Raw genomic sequence first — 16882 nt, forward strand, 5'->3', positions numbered from 1 at the left:
GTGGCCGGCCTCATCTCCCCTGCCACCTCTAGGGAGGCTTCTGTTGCACAGGTACGACATCATCGACGAAGCGGTTATCGCCGCCCCACCTGAGAAGGTCTGGGAGGCGCTCATCGCCGAACTGAAGGGGGCGGCCCGCTGGTGGGTTCCGCACAACACCTTCGCCCCCAACGACGTTCCCCCCGACCAGGTGGGAGGGGAAGTCTGGGTGACCGTCCATCCCAACGGAGTCGATAAGGGCGGGCCGAAGCTGCGGTTTTTGTCGCGTACCCGCGCGGTCGAGCCCGGCGCCCGGCTGACCACCGACTATGTCGAAGGGGTGTTCCAGGGCTCGGGAGAGTTCACCCTTACCCCGCTCAACGGCGGCGAGAGCACCCGACTGGCCATGCACTTCCAGGTGAGCCCGCACGGGTGGGTCCGGCTCTTGGACCGGATCGCCGACATCGGCCAACAGCACTCGAAAGCGACCCAGGCGGCATTTGCCAACCTCAACACCCTCCTCAGCGAGGAGCGCACGACTGAACGGAGCCAGGGATGAACCTGCCCGCAGACGACTGGACGGCCGAAACGGCGACGCGCACCCTCACCACCGATGACGGCGCCCGGCTGGCACTCACCGTGGTCGGTCCCCCCGCGCCGGGCGACGGGTCGACGGTCGTGCTCGCCCACGGGTGGGCCGCCAACCGCGGGATGTGGCGCAGGGTCGTCGATATTCTCGCTGACGCCGGGTACACGAGTGTGCTCTACGACCAGCGCGGCCACGGCGCCTCGACCCTGGGGCGCGAACCGATCGGCATCGAGCGGCTCGGCCGTGACCTGGCGACGGTCCTGGACCACGTGGACGCTACCGACGCTGTGCTTGCCGGACACTCCGGAGGCGGCTTCGCCGCCATGGCCTACGCGACCGCCGACGTGCCCGCAGCCGCTGCGCGACTGCGGGGGATGCTGCTGCTGGGAACCGCGGCCCATGACCAAGACACCAGCGAGGGCGAGGTGCGCATGATGGGCAACCCGCTCTTCTCGTGGGCGTTGGCCCGGCCGTGGCTGGGCAGACGCATGCTGCGCCACACCATGGGAAACGACATCGACGCCCCCGCGCTGGAGGTCAACCGGCGCATGTTCGCCGGCACGCCGGGACAGGTGCGTGCCGCCTGCTTCCGCTGCTCACGCGGGATGGACCTACGCAGGGGGCTGGCGGCGGTGACGGTACCGACCACGGTGCTCTCCGGCGAGGTCGACAAGGTCATCGCGCCCCACCTGGGTGAAGTGATCGCCCAGACGATGCCGCACGCCCACTACGAACGCCTCGCCGATGCCGGGCACATGCTGCCGTTGGAGAGACCCGAGCGGGTCGCCCAAGCCGTTGTGGAACTGGCCTCTCCCTAGCCCACCACAAGGGACGCCGGCGCCAGGAGAGCAACACCTAACGGCCCCTGAGGAGGACACGCTAGGGAACACCGGGTACACACGCGCCTCCGTGGGAAAAGGCGGCAGCCCCCGGGGCACAGCGACCATACGGGCGACTCCTCTTGTTTTGCCGCAAAGACAACCAAAAAAGAAACTTGCCCGCTTTGTCCTTTATATAGACATTCGCTGGCCAGCGACAACAAAACTGTTGAGCGTACAACTAACACCTGTCCACTCCCATCCCGGAACGAACCTTCCGGTTACGGGAAATAAAATTCATACTACCCTTACAGGAACACCCCTATCGTCGCATTGACAAAAGTCCGGAACACGACCAAACTATCCGTGGGAAAAGTGTGATATGAACACGCAGCCACCCCCTAGCACAAGATTCTGACACTCTCTCCGCATTCCCTACCAAAGGAGAGTCATAGGACAGGGAGATCTCTCCCACACAACCATTAGAATCACCTCCGTGCGGCGCTGCTACAGGCCGAACAAGCATCAAGGTAAGCCGAGACAAGTGAAGGTCAGGTTCCCGTTCCGGCGCCTTGGTATTGCGGCACCTATTAGCGATACACCAGCCGCGCGGGGATGAGTTATGGCTGACGATACTCGCGCTTCCTTGACAACGTCAGGAGAAGAGTTCGCGAGATCCTCTCCAGCCGCACCCCAGCCCCAACGGGGCTAGATGGCGTCGAGGCCGCGCCGGTTCGCATCTGGCACGCCGAGCCTGGCCACCGAGCGGCATAGCACGCATAACGGCAGCTCATCAGGGATTTAGGGGCTGTCCTGTTCGCCCCGGCTCCGCTAGGTGTGAATGTGGTGTGGCATCAGCAGGGAGCAGGGGTGTGACCGCCGTGCCGCCGAATGCCATTCCCGTTTTTCCATACGGCACACCGAAGCGCCATCCTCATCTGTCCGGCGTAATGCCATGGATGAGGGAGGCGGGCGCATCCGGGCATGGTGCGGGCAAGCTAGCAGCGATGTTGTCGGTCAGGAAAAAGATGATCACCATCATGCATTAACCCATTGCACATCTTACCCAGAAACTATTACCGTCACTAATGATCTCACAATCCACCCGCCGCCGTGGATGGCTTCATTCCATTTCACGTGAACAACTTTTATTTAAATAGAACATGAACAGCCTACATCACCTCCTCCTGCAACCGCCACCAAATCCACCCCCCACCCCCCCTCCAGCAAAAAACGCAAAGAGTGATGATACCTGACTGAACGTGGTTAATGTCGATCCTATGTACGTCCGACACGGAACGATGAGACGTCTTTTGTCACCACGAAAACCGGTTCGCGAAGAGCTTTTGTGGACGCCAGCCACCATTACATTTGATGCCACCTCGTGCTGGTGGCCTCGCCGCGGCGATGCGAGCCCCAGGACCAGCCACAATGAAGCGCCACCCCAATGCTACGGAGGTTCCGCGAAACCCGCCTTATCGTTTCAGTTCCATCGCTGACGATCTATTGAGGATTGAAACGTTGAACGAGGTGAGAAGTTCTCAGTTTTATCGGATGATCACCGTTCGGGCTGAACAGGACGGTGTGAGCAGCAACGACCCGATCTCACTGGCCGTTGGCAGCAACGCGGCCGGTAAGGACGGAGCGATGAAGGGAAGCCTTTGCTCATCCGCTGGTAGAGAGCCGGTTACATCGGGAGTCTCGTCTTGCTGATCAAACTCATAGGTCTCGTCATGATCGAGTGCGACGGTGCTCCGAATCGGCACCTCTCAAGCGCACAAGCTCAAGTGGCGTTCGCACGGCTGACGCTGGAACGCGCCAGCGGCACGAACCGCGATCAGCTCGCGGACACGGTCTGGCCGGGAAAGTTGCCCGACACGTGGTCCTCGGCGCTGCGGAGCGTGGTGAGTCGCGTGCGGGCTTTCGTCTCCCATCCCGAGCCCACGCATGAGCCACCTCTCGTCGCGCAAGGAGGACGCTACCTCCTGCGCCTACCTACCGACACCACCGTAGATCTGGAGTTCGCAGAGGAAGCGATCGGCAAGGCGAACCAGGCGTTCGCCGCGGGAGCGCTGGCCGAAGCGCAGCGGCTGGCGACGACGGCCACCGCCTCGCTCCAGGGTCCGTTCCTGCCCGACCATGACAGCGAATGGGTCAATAGCATACGGGAGCGCGTGGAGGCCTCGCTGGTCTCTGGGCTGGAAACCGCCAGCCTGGCGGCTTCGGGGTTGGGAGACGAGCGCAACGCCCTGCGTTTTGCCGACGAGGCGGTGCGGCGGGCCCCGCTTCGGGAGAGCGCGCACCGGTGCCGGATGACCGCTCACGCAGCCGCGGGCAACCGAGCGCAGGCGCTATGGTCCTACCACGAACTGCGTAGGACCCTGGCCGAGGAGCTGGGGATCGAACCAGCCCCAGAGACCCAGAAGGCGTTTCTCCAGCTTCTCCGCAGCCCTGAGGAAGAGCCGTGGCCAGAGGCACGCCGCGATAGCGAGCGAGTTCTGCTGCCGTGTAGTCGATGCGGCGCCGTGGCATAAGACCTCCTGACCTTCTCGGGGCGTACTCCACCTGAGAGAACCGACGGCAGCCGCCGTCGAAAAGATCACAGCGACGGACGATATTCGGACTGTCAGATCCGGGAGGAGAGGACTGGGGTCCACCTGGCGTCGAGGGTTCTCTTCCGCGCAGTGGCCCTGACGCTTGCAATGGCCGGGGGCGGGTTCCGTCCGTCGTCACTTGGCTCCGATCGCAGGATGTAGCTGCGACCGGAGCCAAGTTCTCCGGGGTGAGGTCACACGTTCCACACACCGGTGGCTGCGGTCTCGCGCGCATAGTCGCGGAAGTCACGGGGCTCGCGGCCCAAGGCTCGTTGCACCCCATCAGTCAGGTGGGCGTTGCGGCCGTCAAGGGTGGTGGTGAACAGTTCGACGAATTCCGTGGGGACGCCGTTCTCCGCGAGCACGTCTATGTACTGCTCGGCGGTGATCGCAACGTAGCGCACCTGCCGACCGAGGGCCGCGGAGATCTCAGCGGCCGTGTCGGCGAAGGTCAACAGGCGCGGCCCGGAAAGCTCGTAGAGGTGGCCGGCGTGCCCCTCCTCGGTAAGCGCGGCCACGGCGACGTCGGCGATATCCTCGGCGTCAACGAACGGCTCGACCGCATCGCCGGCCGGTAGGGCGATCTCCCCACTGAGCACCGGTTCGAGCAGGAAGTTCTCGCTGAAGTTCTGGTTGAACCAACTGGCGCGCACGATTGTCCAGTCGTCAGTGGCGTCCTTGAGCGCTTGCTCGCTGACCTGGGCCTGCTCCTCGCCGCGGCCCGACAGCAGCACCAGACGCCCAGCGCCACTGCGCACCGCCTGCTTGGCGAAGGCACCGATCGCCTCGGCCGCTCCAGGAAACCCCAGGTCGGGGTAGTAGGTGATGTAGACCGCGCCCACGCCCTGGAGCACGGGCTGCCAGGTGGTCTGGTCCTGCCAGTCGAAAGCGGGCTCACCGGAGCGCGAACCGATGCGTACGGGCACATCGCGGGCTTTGAGACGTTGCGCGACTCGGCGACCGGTCTTGCCGGTGCCGCCGATGACGAGGATGGGCTTCGCCGCCTCTTGCGTGCTCTGTTCAGCCATATCCTCATTCAAACCGCTGAGCGTTGATACTAGCCATAGCTGAAAGACTCATATGCATGTCCTATCGTCTGTACTCAGTCGTATGTATGGGAGCGGCGGAATCAGTTGAGGTGAGGCGGTGGGGTGAGGCCGCGCCGTGGACTCTGGCGCTGCCGCCCCGTTGCCGCGAGAAGCTCCATCGCGGCCGTGGCAGTCGTGGGAGGCGCTGCAAACCCCAGAAGACGGCGTCATAACACGTCAGGGCCTACGAGACGGGCTGTGGGTATCGCTAGAACCAGCCGCGTACGGGGCTGATGCAGCGAGCCTCACCGACCACCATTGCCACAACTCAGACACAACGGCTATTGCGAGCGTCTCAGACATAGGCAGAGAAAAGCGAACATCCTCCCGCTGTGGAGAGCCGCAGTGAGCGACTCAGCAACCAACGCCAGGGGAGCCCGCAATGAACCGCGGCTGTTCGGCAGAGGAGCACCCCTGGCGCTGCGGCGCACGAAGACGGCCGGGGCCGGGGCGAGGCCCCAACGGTTTCCCCGGCCGCCAACCGGTAGTGGCCCCACGAGTCGCTCACCTGCCGGCCGAGTCGCCCATCGTTGGGGCCGAGTCCCGTGCGAGCCGCGAGGGGAAGGGCGGGCAGTGTTCAGGCAGGAGGCAGCGGGGAGAGCGACTCGGCCGCGCCGGCGCGGCGGGCCTCGTCGAACGCGGCGAGCCAATCCGGGAGACTGTGGCTGCGCAGCAGCGACGTTCCGATCAGCAGCCCGGCGAAGCCGGCGCCGAGCAGCCGAGCCGCAACCTCGGGGCGATCGATGCCGCTGGCGCTGACCGGGCAGCGGGTACCGCTGCGCTCCAGGTTCGGTAGGAGCCCCAGGCTGCGCTCAACATCGCCAAGGTCGCGCTCCTTGGCGGTGATGTCCTTGTTGTTCACGGCCATTACGCAGGCGTCGGCCTCGGGGACGGCCGCGATCTCGTGCTCAGTTGTCACTTCGACGAACGGCGTCAACCCCAGGGAAAGGGCGGTGGTGACCAGGGTGCCCATACTCGACTCGGGCAGCAGCGCAGCCGTGAGCAGCACGGCTGAGGCTCCCAAGCTCTTGGCGCTGTGCAACTGGTCGCGCCGGGTGATGAAGTCCTTCTGGAGCACGGGACGATCGGTAGCCTCGACGACCTCGCGGAGCATGTCCCCGGTGCCGCCGAACCACCGCCCGGTCACCACGGAGATACAAGGGGAACCGACCGCCTCGAAGTCGGCGACGACATCGGCGACCGAGCGCCCCTCGAAGAGGTCGTTGCCGTGGGCGTCACGCCGCTTAACCTCCATGATCAGCGGACGGTCAGCGCTCAGCAGGGAATCGATGAACCGCGAACTCAAGTGACCTCCTCATGGTGTCGAGCGGTACGCCAGGCGCGCGCGAGGTCGGAAACGCTCGCTGCCTCGAATTCGGCTTGCTCATCGCGTGCCGCGGTATCGACGTCGATCCCGCGGAACCGAGGGTGCCCGGCAACGCTGTCGTAGTCGGCGCGGTTGCGCGCCGATATGCCGCCGGCGAGTAGGAACGGCAAGGTGGTGTCGTCGACGAGAGCGCAGACGTCAGGGGCGGGCAACTGCTGGCCGGTGCTGCCGACGCGGCCGTCGTCAGTGACGGTGTCGAGGAGGAACAGATCCGTGCCGGCTCGTTCGTAAGCTGCGGTGAACGGACGTTCCACGCAGGTGCCGCCGCGCAGGTGCAGTGTCTTGACGATGGTGAGCTGCCCGGGGACAGCGGCGTGCAGCGTCTTGATCACGGGAGGCGGCTGGTAGGCGTGCAGTTGTAGCCACCGGATACCGGTGTGTTCCACCACGTGACGCAAGAAGTCGGTGTCTGCGCTGAAGGTGACCAGCACCGGCTGGAGGCAGCCGGTGGCGCGAGCGGCCGAGGCGAGGGCGGCCACCTGGGGCAGGGGCAGCTCGGCGTGGCCGTCGGGGACCCCCAGCCACAGGCCGACGAGATCGGCGCCCGCCTGGGCCAGCAGTTCGATGTCGGCTGGTGTCGTGGCGCCACAGACCTTGAGGAGCGGCGCCGAAGGTGACCCGCGGCGCGCTTGCGCGGGCCAACCCTCGGTGTCGGGGGTGACCATCATCCCAGGCCCAACATTGACGCGATCCGGTTGTACTGGATCTCGCTGGTGCCCGAGTAGATCGTGCCGGCCACCGCGTTGCGCACTTCCTTCTCCATCCCGTACTCGGCCATGTAGCCGTTGGCGCCGAAGAGTTGTACGGCGGCCAAGCTCGATGCCACATTGCTCTCACTGGTCAGCAGCTTGGCTATAGCCATGTCGACGGTGACGTTGTCGCCGTTGGCCAGTCGCTGCCCGGTGTCGTAGAGCCACTTGCGGGAGGTTTCCAGCTTGATCTTCATGTCAACGATCTTGTTGGCCACCGCCTGATAGGCCCCGATCGGCTTACCGAACTGGGTGCGGGTCTTGGCGTAATCGATGCAGCGCTCAAGCCGATGCTGCATCTCACCGACGTTGACGATGAAGGAGAACAGGATCTCGCGCTTCATCACGTAGTCCAGGACCAGGAAGCCACCGCCGACCCGGCCGACGACCTGGGAGGCCGGCACCCGACAGCCGTCGAAGAAGAGGTCGCTCAGCGGTGCCGTGCGCAGCCCCATCTTCTTGACCGGGGCGCCGATCTCGAAGCCCGGAGTGTCGCGTTCGACGAGGAAGGCGGTCATGCCCAGTGGACCACCTTCGGGGTTGGTGCTGGCATAGACCACGAATACGTCGGCCACGGGGCCGTTGCTGACAAACGTCTTGCTGCCGTTGAGGACGAAGTGGTCACCGTCGCGTTCGGCGCGGGTGAGCATGCTCGTCGCGTCGGAGCCGCCCTCGGACTCGGTAATGGCGTGGGCGCCGATCGTCTCGCCCGAGCAGACCCCTGGCAGATACGTTTTACGCAGCTCGTCGGAGCCGAAACGCTGGAGTGAGACACCGGTGCTGGCCATGCTGGCGGTTACCGAGAAGTTCACCCCGCCGTCGCGGCAGTACTCGCCCAACCCTTCGAGGACGTACATCGTGGTGAGCAGATCCTGGCCGAGGCCGCCCCACTCCTCGTCGAAGGGCAGGCCGAGGATGCCCGACTGCTGGACGAGCCGCCACTTCTCCCAGGAGAAGGTGCCCTCCTCGTCACGCTCGATGTGGTCGGCGCTGAGGTCGGCGCCCCATTGGGCGACTCCCTCGCGCAGCGCCACCTGGTCGGCATTCCATTCGATCACGGTCAACCGCCTTCAGTACTAGTACGCCGAGAATCCGGCTCCGTCGAGGTTGTGCACCTCGTCGCCGCGTAGCGCCGGCGAGAACACGCACACCAGACGCAGGTCCTCGTGCGGGGCGGCTACGAGGAAGTGCGGGTCGTGGTTGTTGAGGGAGTAGAGCACCCCGGGGGTGAGAGGGTGGGCGGTTCCGTCGAGTTCGATGACCTCGCCGGAGCCCTCGACGCAGTAACAACTTTCGAGGTGGTTGCGGTACTCCAATCTGGACTTGGTCCCGGCCCAGACGACCGTGTCGGTGAGGGTGTAGCCCACACCGTCGGCTTCGAGGAGGAAGCGCCGGCTCAGGCCGTTGCCCCAATCGACTGTCTTCACGTCTTCGATATTGCGGATGATCATGGTGAGCACCGGCTTTCCGTCAGGTGAGCGTCTCAGCAGAAGGGTGGAGGGAGCCGACGAAGCCGCGGAGGCCGGCGACCACGTCGGCGCCGTCGGTGACAGCGTTCTCGACCTGGGCGACTACGGCTGAGCCGACGATCGCGGCATCGGCGCCGCAGGAGCCGACCGCGAGCACGTCCTCCCGAGTCCGGACACCGAACCCGACCGCGATGGGAGCGGTGGTGTGGGCGCGCAGCGTCGCGACGGTGTCGGCGAGCCCGGTGTAGCCGCCGCTGGGGGCGCTGCCGCTGCGCCCGTAGCGGGCCACGAGGTAGAGGTAGGCCGAGGCGTGAGCTGCGGCTTCGGCCATGACCTCGGCGGTGGAGTTGTTGTGGTAGCAGGTGGTGACGATGGGCAACCGCGCGGCGGCGGTGGCCGCGTAGTAGTCGGCTCGCAACCGCGGTGGCAGGGCGTGGACGAGTAGACCGTCGGCACCGGAGTCGGCGATCTCGCCGACCACGGTGGCCAGGGAGCGGTGCTTGAGGGTGTGGCTCCAGTCGGCGAGCAGCGCGATACGCAGCCGCCGCAGTTGGGGGCCTACCGTGGCGATGAAGGTCAGCACCTCGTCGAGTCCCACGCCGTTGGCCAGCGCCCGCTGGGCCGAGCGGCGGATGACCGGACCGTCGGTGACGGAGTCGGGAAAGGGCACCGCCAGCTCTAGGCAGTCCACACCGCACTCGTCGAGCATGAGCACGACGTCGGTCAACGCGGCCAGCGGCGGATCGCCGGCGTTGAGGAACAGGGCCAGCCCCGGTTCGCCCGCACGGCGCTGGGTGAAGAACTCACCCATGGGACACCGTCGCTGAGAGCGGGGCCGCCTCCTGGCCCTGCGAACGCATCCGGTCGAGGAGCTCACGCGCGCCCCCGCTGCGCACGGCCTGCTCAGCGGCAGCGATCGCCGTAGCCCAGTCGTCGATATGGCCACTGGCTACGGCCAGCGCAGCCGCGTTGAGGCAGACCGTCTCGGTGGCCACCTCGTTGACCTCGCCGGAGATGATCCGCACGAAAAAGTCGACGACCGGTTCGGAGGCGTCGGCCTGGCGCAGGTCGGCGAGGGTGCCGGTCTCCGAAGTGAACCTGCCCGGCCATAGCTGGATCTTCTCGTCGCCGCCGTTGGGGTGAATGACGTTGTCGGCGAAGCCGATGAGTTCGTCGGCGCCGAGGTCATTACCGCATAGCCAGATCGTGCGGTCATCGACGCCGGCCGCCAGTTGGCGCAGCTCGGCCAGTGGTGCGCTGGCTGAGACGCCGGTGACCTGCGCGGTCACCGGCAGTGCCGCGAGGAAGGGGCCCAGGGCGTTGAGGAAACGCCCGAAGGGGCGCAGACTCATCGGAGCCAGGCGCCTGGCCAGGGTGGTCAACTCAGTGGGGTAGACGAAGTGCCCGGCGAAGGCGATGCCGAAACGCTGCAACGTCTCCCTGGTGTGCTCGTGTGAGCGCGTCAGTTGGACACCGAGCTTGTCGAGCAGGTCGATCGAACCGTAAGTGCTGCTGTAGGCACGCGACCCGGTTTTGACGACCCCCACTCCCATGGCAGCGGCGACGAACGCAGCGGCTGTGGAGATGTTGAAGGTTTCGGGCCCGCCGCCGGTCCCCACGATGTTGACCGTGGTGGGCCAGCGCTCAGTGATCTCGGGTCGCCGTTCATCGAGGGAAGCCAAGAAAGCGTGCAGCGTCTCGGGGTCGGGCAGCGCGGTGGTCAACGAGGCCAGCACGGCGGCGGCTTCACTCCGGTCGACCTCGCCTTCGGACAGCCGATCCCAAAACGACCGCCAGGCCGCGCGCTCGACACTGGAGCGCCGGCCCAGCAGCGTGGTGAGTACGTCGGTCACGGGACTAGCCCCCCGCCACCTTGTGATCGGTGGCCTGCGTAAGGAAGGCGTCGATGGCGGCGACGCTGCGGAAGTTGTCGGGGTTGAGGGCGCTGTCGTCGACCGACAGCTCGAAGCGGTCCTCGATCCAGGCGATCAGCTTCAGCAGCCCAAGACTGTCGATGACGCCCCCGCCGAACAAGTCGTGGTCGGCGCTGAGCTCATCCGGGCTGACGTCAGGCAGAAACTCCTTGATGACGAACTGTTTGATGGCGGCTTCGTGGCTCATGGCGCTCTTTCTGTGAACTCTCGGCGATCGTTGGGTGTTACACGGCGAAGTTGCGGTCGACCTTGCCGGTCGGGGTTTTGGGTAGTGGATCGTCGACAATGCGTAGCTGGGCGGGGATAGCCGCTTGGGGAAGGTGCCGCGCACAGTGGCCACGCAGCGTGAGGCTGTTGAGGCCACTGTCGGGGGCGCGCCGCACAGCCGAGACCAGCCGGCGGCCGTACACGGAGTCGGGTTGGGCGAGCACCGCCGCTTCGAGCACGCTGGGGTGCTCCAGCAGCACCCGTTCCACCTCGGCGGTGTTGACGGCCACGCCGCGCACTTTGACCTGGAAGTCGCTGCGCCCCACCAGGTGGACACGGCCATTGGCATCGCGGTGGACGAGGTCACCGGTGCGGAAGTACGAACGGTTATTGTCGCCCTGCGGGTGGGAGACGAACGCGGCGGCACGGCGAGCCGGGTCGAGATAGCCGACCGACTGGAACGGGGTTGAGACGTACAGCTCGCCGTCCCCCTCCCCCTCGAGCACCGTTCCGTCGGAACCGACGATCACCGCGTCGACGCCCGGCAGCGGCGTGCCGATGGGCAAGGGTGTGGCCAGCGCGCCTGTGGGGTCGATCTCGTGGATGAAACTGTCGTTGGTCTCAGTGCAGCCGTAGATGTTGTGGAACCGCGCCTTGGGGAACAGGTGAGGCAGCTCGGCCAGCGTGTGCTCGGGAACGGCGTCGCCGGTGAACATCACGTGCTCGACGCCCTCGAAGCTCTGCTCGAACCGCTGGGCGGCCTCAAGCAGCAGCCCGTAGAACATCGGGACGGCCTGCGCGACATGGACGTGATAGGTGGCGAGCAGGTCGAACAGGTGACGCCCGTCGGCGGCGCGGTCGGGGTCGACCAGCACGACACGTCCCCCGTGCGCCAGCGTCGTCCAGATGTCGAGCAGGCACAGGTCGAAGTTGAGGGGGGCGTAGTTGAGCACCGTCGTGCCGGGTTGGATGTTGAACGCGGCCCCCGCCCACCCGATGAAGTTGTTCACGGCGTCGCGGCCCAGCGGGACGACCTTGGGCAGACTGGTCGACCCCGAGGTGGTCAACATGAACGAAATCTCGCCCGCCCCCTCCGGGAGGGGCAGCGTCGCGCCGGTCTCGATCTCCCAGGAGGCGGCCGGGGACTGCTCCGCAGCGTCGGGGACGAGGACGTGGCGGCACCCGGCCTGGCTGAACAGCTCCCCCAACAACTGCTCGCCGAGGGTGGCCGACGGGAGCAGGAAAGGGCGACGCGCCAGTAGGCAGCCCAGAATCAGCGCGACCGCCGCCGGTGACTTCTTGCCGGCGATACCGACGGGTTCGGCGGGATCGGCGGGAAGCTGCTCCAGCCGGGCCTGTTGCCGCCGGGCCATGTCGTAAAGATCGCCGTAGCTGATTTCCTGGCCGTTGTACACCAGCGCGGGAGCCTGCGGCCGGCGCTGGGCGTGCGCGACGAAGGCCGCACAGCAGTCGATGGCCTCAGACATCGCCGACCTGCTTCTCTTCCGTGGCCGCGGACGCCGGCTGGGCGGGAGTGATCTCGACCCACCCACTCTTGATCGCCGGGCCGCGCGGGGTCTTGCAGGAGAACCGCACGACGTGGCCGTCTTCGTCGGGGGTGAGCGCGATCTCCAGCGACTCCTCAGGCAGAACGGGCTGCGAGAACCGCCCGCCCACCCCGCGGACGCGCTCGGCATCGCCGTCGGCGTAGCGATCGATCACCTCTTCGCAGATCAGCGCCATCACGCTCATACCGTGGGCGATGACCCCGGGGAATCCGGCCGCCTGGGCCGCTTCGGTGTCGAGGTGGATCGGGTTGTCGTCTCCTGAGACGTCGGCGTAGCGCGGCGGCATCTCAGCCGGGACTGCGCGGGTCAGGACCGTCGACTCGCCGGCGGTCCCGCCAGTGGGCGCGGCGGAGGTGGGGATCTCGCCGAAGGGCTCGATCGTGACCCCCGTCAGGAGCACACCGGTCACCAGCTCGGCCAGCGCCTGCCCGCCGGCACCGGTGAGCACGGACCGCAGCGAAAGGCGCGCCCCGCGAGCGTCGCGGCGCGCGCCCAGCACGTCGAGCTCGATCGTGATCTGCTCACTGGGCTGGACGGGGCGTTGCAGCCAGATCTCCTGACTCAGATGCACGACCGTGGGAGTCTGCTCGGCCTCGGCCCCCAGGGCCCGCACTGTCTGATCGGCGCGGTGCGAGGCGAGGACGAACACCTGCACAGGTGAGGGCTGGGACTGTTGAGCGGCCGACTGGGTCGCGGTCACAGCGGAGCGGACCACCTCGCGGTAGGCGGCCATCCCCGCTGCCGTAGGGGCCTGTACGACCTCAGGCGCAGGGCGGGTTCCCAGGACAGTGGGTGATTCGGTCACAGGGGGGTCACCACCAGACAAGCGTTGTGACCGCCGAAGCCGAACGAGTTCGACAGCGCCGGCCCCGATGCGATCGGGCGTGGTTCGTTGTGGACCACGTCGATTTCCATTCCGGGTTCGAGTTGTGCGTGATTGGCTGTGGGAGGCACCTCGGTCTCGCGCATGGCGAGCACGGTCGCGATCGCCTCGACCGCTCCGGCAGCCCCGATCAGGTGTCCGATCGCGCCCTTGATTGAGGTCACCGGCGGCCCGTCAGGGCCGAAGAGCTTCCGCAACGCGGTGGCCTCGGCACGGTCGTTGTGAGGCGTGGACGTGCCATGGGCGTTGACGTGGACGATGTCGGAGGGGACGAGGCCGGCGTCGCTGATCGCCGCCGACATGGCAGCGACGGCCCCTGCACCGTCGTCGCGGGGCATAGACAGGTGATAGGCGTCAGTGCTGGCGCCGTAGCCGGCGACGACGGCGTAGGGAACGGCGCCGCGCGCCCGAGCGTCGTCGAGGCGTTCGAGGACGAAGAACCCGCTGCCCTCCCCCATCACGAAGCCGTCGCGGTCGGTGTCAAAGGGACGCGAGGCCAACTCGGGGGCGTCGTTGCGCGTGGAGACGGCGTTGAGGTTGCCGAAGCCGGCGAGTGTGACAGGGGTGAGGGTCGACTCGGCTCCGCCGGCAAGCACCACATCGGCCTGATTAGTGTGCAGCAGCATCATGGCCTGACCGACGGCGTCGACACCGCTGGCGCAGGTGGTGGCGATCGACAGGGCCGGCCCCTGCCATCCCAGCTTCATAGCCAGCAGCGCCGCAACCGCGTTGGGCATGGTCATGAGAGGCATCAACGGGTTGACCCGTTTAGGGCCGAACTCGGTGTAGTTACGCGACTCCTCGTCGCTGGTCCACCTGCCACCGACGGCGTTACCGACCACGATCGCCGTACGGCCGGGATCGGGAGCAGGCGAGCCGGCGTCACGGTGGGCGGTCAGCGCAGCGACGGTGCCGTAGTGGGCGAAGGGGTCCATGCGGCGGACCTCTTTGGCCGACAGCAGATCAGCGTGGTCAATGCCGTGGACCCGGCAACCAAAGCGCACCTGGTGCTGGCTGAGATCCATGTGGGTCAGCGGCGCGGCCGTCGACCGGCCCGCGCGCAGCCCCGACCAGAAGTCAGTCAGGGTGCACCCCGCCGGGGTGACCGCCCCCATACCGGTAATGACGACCGGGTTGCTAGGTGAGGTGACCATTCAGGGCTCCCGGCCTCAGGCCTCGATCAGGTTGCACTCGCGAGCGGCCTTGATGAAGACCTCGGCCGCGGTGTCAATGTGGGCCTTGGTGTGATTGGCCGTGACCGCGATACGCAGCCGCGCCAGACTGGTGGGCACGGCGGGCGAGACGACCGGGATACCGATCACCCCCGCCTTGCGGCACGCGGTGGCCAAGTCGTAGGCGCCCTCGTCCGAACCGGCGATGAGAGGGATGACAGCGGTCTCGCTCAGGCCGGTCTGGAGGCCGGCCTCATTGAGGATGGCGCGCAAGCGCGCGGCCTCGTTTTGGATGTGGGTGACGCGCTCGGGCTCGCTCTCCAAGATGCGCAGCGCCGCCAGCGCCGCACCCGCCTGGGCGGGAGCCAGCGCCGCTGAGAACAAAAACGGCCGGGCCGCGTACTTGAGGTGCTGGATGAGCCGGCTGGAGCCCACGACCCAGCCACCGGTTGCCGGAATGCCCTTCGAGAGGGTTCCCAGCTTGATGTCAACCAGGTGCTCGTAGTCGAAGTGGTCCTCGATGCCCAGACCGGAACGGCCGATGACGCCCAGCGCATGGGCCTCGTCGACCATGAGCAGCGCCCCATGCCGGTCACAGACCTCGCGCAACTGCGGCAGCGGGGCGATGTCGCCGTCCATGGAGTAGACGCTGTCGACGATCACCAGGCGCAGCCCGGAGTCGTCGGAGTCCTGCAACCGCCGGTCGAGGTGGCCGGGATCGTTGTGGCGGAATCGGGTCACCTTGGCGCCGCTGAGCTGGCAACCGTCCACGATGCTGGCGTGGTCGATCTTGTCGATCAGGATCGTGTCGCCGGGACCGCACAGGGCGCCGATCGTGCCGACATTGGCGGCATAGCCCGAGCCGAAGGCCAGCGCCTCCTCGCGGCCGAGGAGACGGGCCAGCTCGGCCTCCAACTCCCGGTGCAGCGGGATCGAGCCGGCGAGGGCACGCACCCCGTGGGTGCCGGTGCCGTACTGCTCGACCGCGGCCTTGGCCGCCTCGACGACCCGCTCATCCCCGCCGAGCCCGAGGTAGCTGTAACCCGACATCATCAGGAGGGGTTGACCGTCGTGGTCGGGGTACTGGCCGTCGACGTTGGTGTAGGGGCTGTCGCGATCGACTATGTAGGGGATGAAGCTGTTGCGGCGGCTCGGGTCCGATTCGAGCGATCGCACGCGGCGGTCTATCGCCTCTAGCCTCGATTCGAGACGTTGCCATCCTTCCGATGCGTTCACGTGCGTCTCCTCATCCACGTTCTTGAGCGATCCGGAGCGCGGTTGCGATCCGTGAAATGGCTGGGTCAGTTGCCTTCACCGGGTGGTCGGCCCCTGCCCGGCCACGCGCCGACATTTCCGCTGAGCTCGTCTCGTCGGGACTCAACGCGAATGCGCAACACATTCCTACGGCGGGCCGCGCAAGGCGGGCGCAACATTTGTCTTGCTTTGTGGGGGACGCGGAGGAGACGCCACCACAGGTGGGATGAGGCACAGGGGCGAGGCAGGCAGCAGGTCGGCTGGGCAGGGGCGGGGAGAACAGCGAAGGCGGGGGAGAAGTGGTCGAGTATCGGTGGTGGGGTGACGGGCGGTAGCGGGAGGCGGCGACGGCGGGCGGTGGGTGGCGCTGGGTCGGTTCCGCGGCGCGGGCGGCGGGAGCCATACCGAAGGGGCAGCGACGGCTGGCTGGGTGGGTGGGGGCACCGGTTTAGTGGTCGGCTCGTTGGGGGTGGCGCTCACCGAAGCAGCAAAGAGGAAGTGGTGGGGGTGACCTGGTGGCGGTGCTGCGCTGGGGTGACCGGCGGTAGCGGGAGGCGCCGAGGGCGAGCAGCGGGTGGAGCGGGCACCTGATCGGTTTCGGGGTGTGGGTGGCGGAGGTCGTGACGAGGAGGCGGGGGCGTCTTGGGGTAGTGGCCGGCCGGTGGGGTGGGGAGTGGTCTGGGCGGAGGAGGGCGGCCGGGTGGGGCGAAAAAAAGGGGGCGCGGTGTAATCGCTGGGAGTCGCTTGATGGTTCTTGCGGATCAGGAACGCTCAGTGGGCACCCTCGTCGTGGTCACGGCAACGTTAGACGCAGCCACCGGCTCGTTCGCGTCTAATTCGTTCTGCTATGTCGCTTTTCGGACTAGGGAGAATGTTTATTCTTAAACGAACATCTCGCATTTTGGATGTTCGCATCGCTTCCGCTGTACGATATAAGCTGTTTGTCGCTTTTGTAGGGTCAATCGTGGCGCGTTTGCACGTTCAGTGGCCCCCCAACACTGAATGCAGGGCGTGTCTTTGCTGTCTTATCAGGCGAGATAAGGGCGATATTTCGTTCCCCCACCCCGGCCGCCCCTGCCCCCATCCCCCGCTACTTCCGGTAACCCCACCGGCCGGCCCCCCACCACCTCCAGCCCCAGCCAGCCGTCGCTGCCCCTTCGGTATGGCTCCCGCCGCCCGCGCCGCGGAACC

At 66.6% G+C, this 16882-nt stretch carries 16 protein-coding genes; 4 read left to right on the plus strand and 12 right to left on the minus strand.

All coding sequences use genetic code 11. The features are described 5' to 3' along the window. Positions 1 to 43: 43 nt before the first annotated feature. The 4 genes from ABD848_RS01155 (at position 44) to ABD848_RS01170 (ending at position 3920) form a co-directional block, all read left to right on the plus strand. Entirely contained in the window at positions 44 to 538 is a 495-nt protein-coding gene (locus tag ABD848_RS01155; protein ID WP_344966351.1) for an SRPBCC family protein, read from the plus strand. Continuing rightward, positions 535 to 1386 (plus strand): alpha/beta fold hydrolase, encoded by an 852-nt coding sequence (locus ABD848_RS01160; RefSeq protein WP_344966352.1) that lies wholly within the window; start codon positions 535 to 537, stop codon positions 1384 to 1386. Before ABD848_RS01155 ends, ABD848_RS01160 begins: the two co-directional genes overlap by 4 nt. Before the next feature lie 872 nt (positions 1387 to 2258). Then, positions 2259 to 2435, plus strand: coding sequence for a hypothetical protein (locus ABD848_RS01165; protein WP_344966353.1), 177 nt, complete (start codon positions 2259 to 2261; stop codon positions 2433 to 2435). A gap of 657 nt (positions 2436 to 3092) precedes the next feature. Next, complete coding sequence (locus ABD848_RS01170) at positions 3093 to 3920, plus strand: AfsR/SARP family transcriptional regulator (protein ID WP_344966354.1); 828 nt, start codon at positions 3093 to 3095, stop codon at positions 3918 to 3920. 254 nt (positions 3921 to 4174) lie between these two features. On the opposite strand, the gene ABD848_RS01175 is transcribed toward ABD848_RS01170, so the two are convergent. The 12 genes from ABD848_RS01175 to ABD848_RS01230 form a co-directional block, all read right to left on the minus strand. Further along, positions 4175 to 5008: an NmrA family NAD(P)-binding protein gene (locus tag ABD848_RS01175; protein ID WP_344966355.1), complete on the minus strand. Its 834-nt coding sequence runs from the start codon at positions 5006 to 5008 to the stop codon at positions 4175 to 4177. 637 nt (positions 5009 to 5645) lie between these two features. Further along, positions 5646 to 6374, minus strand: coding sequence for a beta/alpha barrel domain-containing protein (locus ABD848_RS01180; protein ID WP_344966356.1), 729 nt, complete (start codon positions 6372 to 6374; stop codon positions 5646 to 5648). Beyond that, entirely contained in the window at positions 6371 to 7123 is a 753-nt protein-coding gene (gene trpF / locus ABD848_RS01185) for a phosphoribosylanthranilate isomerase (protein WP_344966357.1), read from the minus strand. The genes ABD848_RS01180 and trpF overlap by 4 nt, the downstream gene beginning before the upstream one ends. Beyond that, a complete protein-coding gene (locus ABD848_RS01190; RefSeq protein WP_344966358.1) occupies positions 7120 to 8262 on the minus strand; it encodes an acyl-CoA dehydrogenase family protein in 1143 nt (380 codons plus the stop codon). The genes trpF and ABD848_RS01190 overlap by 4 nt, the downstream gene beginning before the upstream one ends. 18 nt (positions 8263 to 8280) lie before the next feature. Next, positions 8281 to 8655, minus strand: a complete 375-nt coding sequence (locus ABD848_RS01195; protein ID WP_344966717.1) for an ectoine synthase — start codon at positions 8653 to 8655, stop codon at positions 8281 to 8283. 19 nt (positions 8656 to 8674) lie between these two features. Further along, on the minus strand, positions 8675 to 9484 hold the full coding sequence (trpA, locus tag ABD848_RS01200; protein ID WP_344966359.1) for a tryptophan synthase subunit alpha: 810 nt from the start codon (positions 9482 to 9484) through the stop codon (positions 8675 to 8677). Then, entirely contained in the window at positions 9477 to 10526 is a 1050-nt protein-coding gene (locus tag ABD848_RS01205; protein ID WP_344966360.1) for an anthranilate phosphoribosyltransferase, read from the minus strand. Before ABD848_RS01205 ends, trpA begins: the two co-directional genes overlap by 8 nt. Positions 10527 to 10530: 4 nt before the next feature. Beyond that, entirely contained in the window at positions 10531 to 10794 is a 264-nt protein-coding gene (locus ABD848_RS01210; RefSeq protein WP_344966361.1) for an acyl carrier protein, read from the minus strand. Positions 10795 to 10831: 37 nt separating this feature from the next. Beyond that, positions 10832 to 12301 carry an AMP-binding protein gene (locus ABD848_RS01215; protein WP_344966362.1) on the minus strand — a complete coding sequence of 490 codons (1470 nt, stop codon included), beginning with the start codon at positions 12299 to 12301 and terminating at the stop codon, positions 10832 to 10834. Beyond that, on the minus strand, positions 12294 to 13187 hold the full coding sequence (locus tag ABD848_RS01220; RefSeq protein ID WP_344966363.1) for a MaoC/PaaZ C-terminal domain-containing protein: 894 nt from the start codon (positions 13185 to 13187) through the stop codon (positions 12294 to 12296). Before ABD848_RS01220 ends, ABD848_RS01215 begins: the two co-directional genes overlap by 8 nt. Beyond that, positions 13184 to 14419 carry a beta-ketoacyl-[acyl-carrier-protein] synthase family protein gene (locus tag ABD848_RS01225; RefSeq protein WP_344966364.1) on the minus strand — a complete coding sequence of 412 codons (1236 nt, stop codon included), beginning with the start codon at positions 14417 to 14419 and terminating at the stop codon, positions 13184 to 13186. Before ABD848_RS01225 ends, ABD848_RS01220 begins: the two co-directional genes overlap by 4 nt. Positions 14420 to 14434: 15 nt before the next feature. Then, a complete protein-coding gene (locus ABD848_RS01230) occupies positions 14435 to 15613 on the minus strand; it encodes an aminotransferase class I/II-fold pyridoxal phosphate-dependent enzyme (RefSeq protein ID WP_344966365.1) in 1179 nt (392 codons plus the stop codon). Between the last annotated feature and the right edge of the window lie 1269 nt (positions 15614 to 16882).

The organism is Salinactinospora qingdaonensis (assembly GCF_039539445.1).
In the GTDB taxonomy this organism is placed as follows: domain Bacteria; phylum Actinomycetota; class Actinomycetes; order Streptosporangiales; family Streptosporangiaceae; genus Salinactinospora; species Salinactinospora qingdaonensis.

What these genes read in the sequence shown, in the direction of transcription:
- ABD848_RS01210 (WP_344966361.1), bottom strand. Translation starts at nt 10,794, where the DNA reads ATGAGCCACGAAGCCGCCATCAAACAGTTCGTCATCAAGGAGTTTCTG.
- ABD848_RS01175 (WP_344966355.1), bottom strand. Translation starts at nt 5,008, where the DNA reads ATGGCTGAACAGAGCACGCAAGAGGCGGCGAAGCCCATCCTCGTCATC.
- ABD848_RS01225 (WP_344966364.1), bottom strand. Translation starts at nt 14,419, where the DNA reads ATGGTCACCTCACCTAGCAACCCGGTCGTCATTACCGGTATGGGGGCG.
- ABD848_RS01195 (WP_344966717.1), bottom strand. Translation starts at nt 8,655, where the DNA reads ATGATCATCCGCAATATCGAAGACGTGAAGACAGTCGATTGGGGCAAC.
- ABD848_RS01160 (WP_344966352.1), top strand. Translation starts at nt 535, where the DNA reads ATGAACCTGCCCGCAGACGACTGGACGGCCGAAACGGCGACGCGCACC.
- trpA (WP_344966359.1), bottom strand. Translation starts at nt 9,484, where the DNA reads ATGGGTGAGTTCTTCACCCAGCGCCGTGCGGGCGAACCGGGGCTGGCC.
- trpF (WP_344966357.1), bottom strand. Translation starts at nt 7,123, where the DNA reads ATGATGGTCACCCCCGACACCGAGGGTTGGCCCGCGCAAGCGCGCCGC.
- ABD848_RS01215 (WP_344966362.1), bottom strand. Translation starts at nt 12,301, where the DNA reads ATGTCTGAGGCCATCGACTGCTGTGCGGCCTTCGTCGCGCACGCCCAG.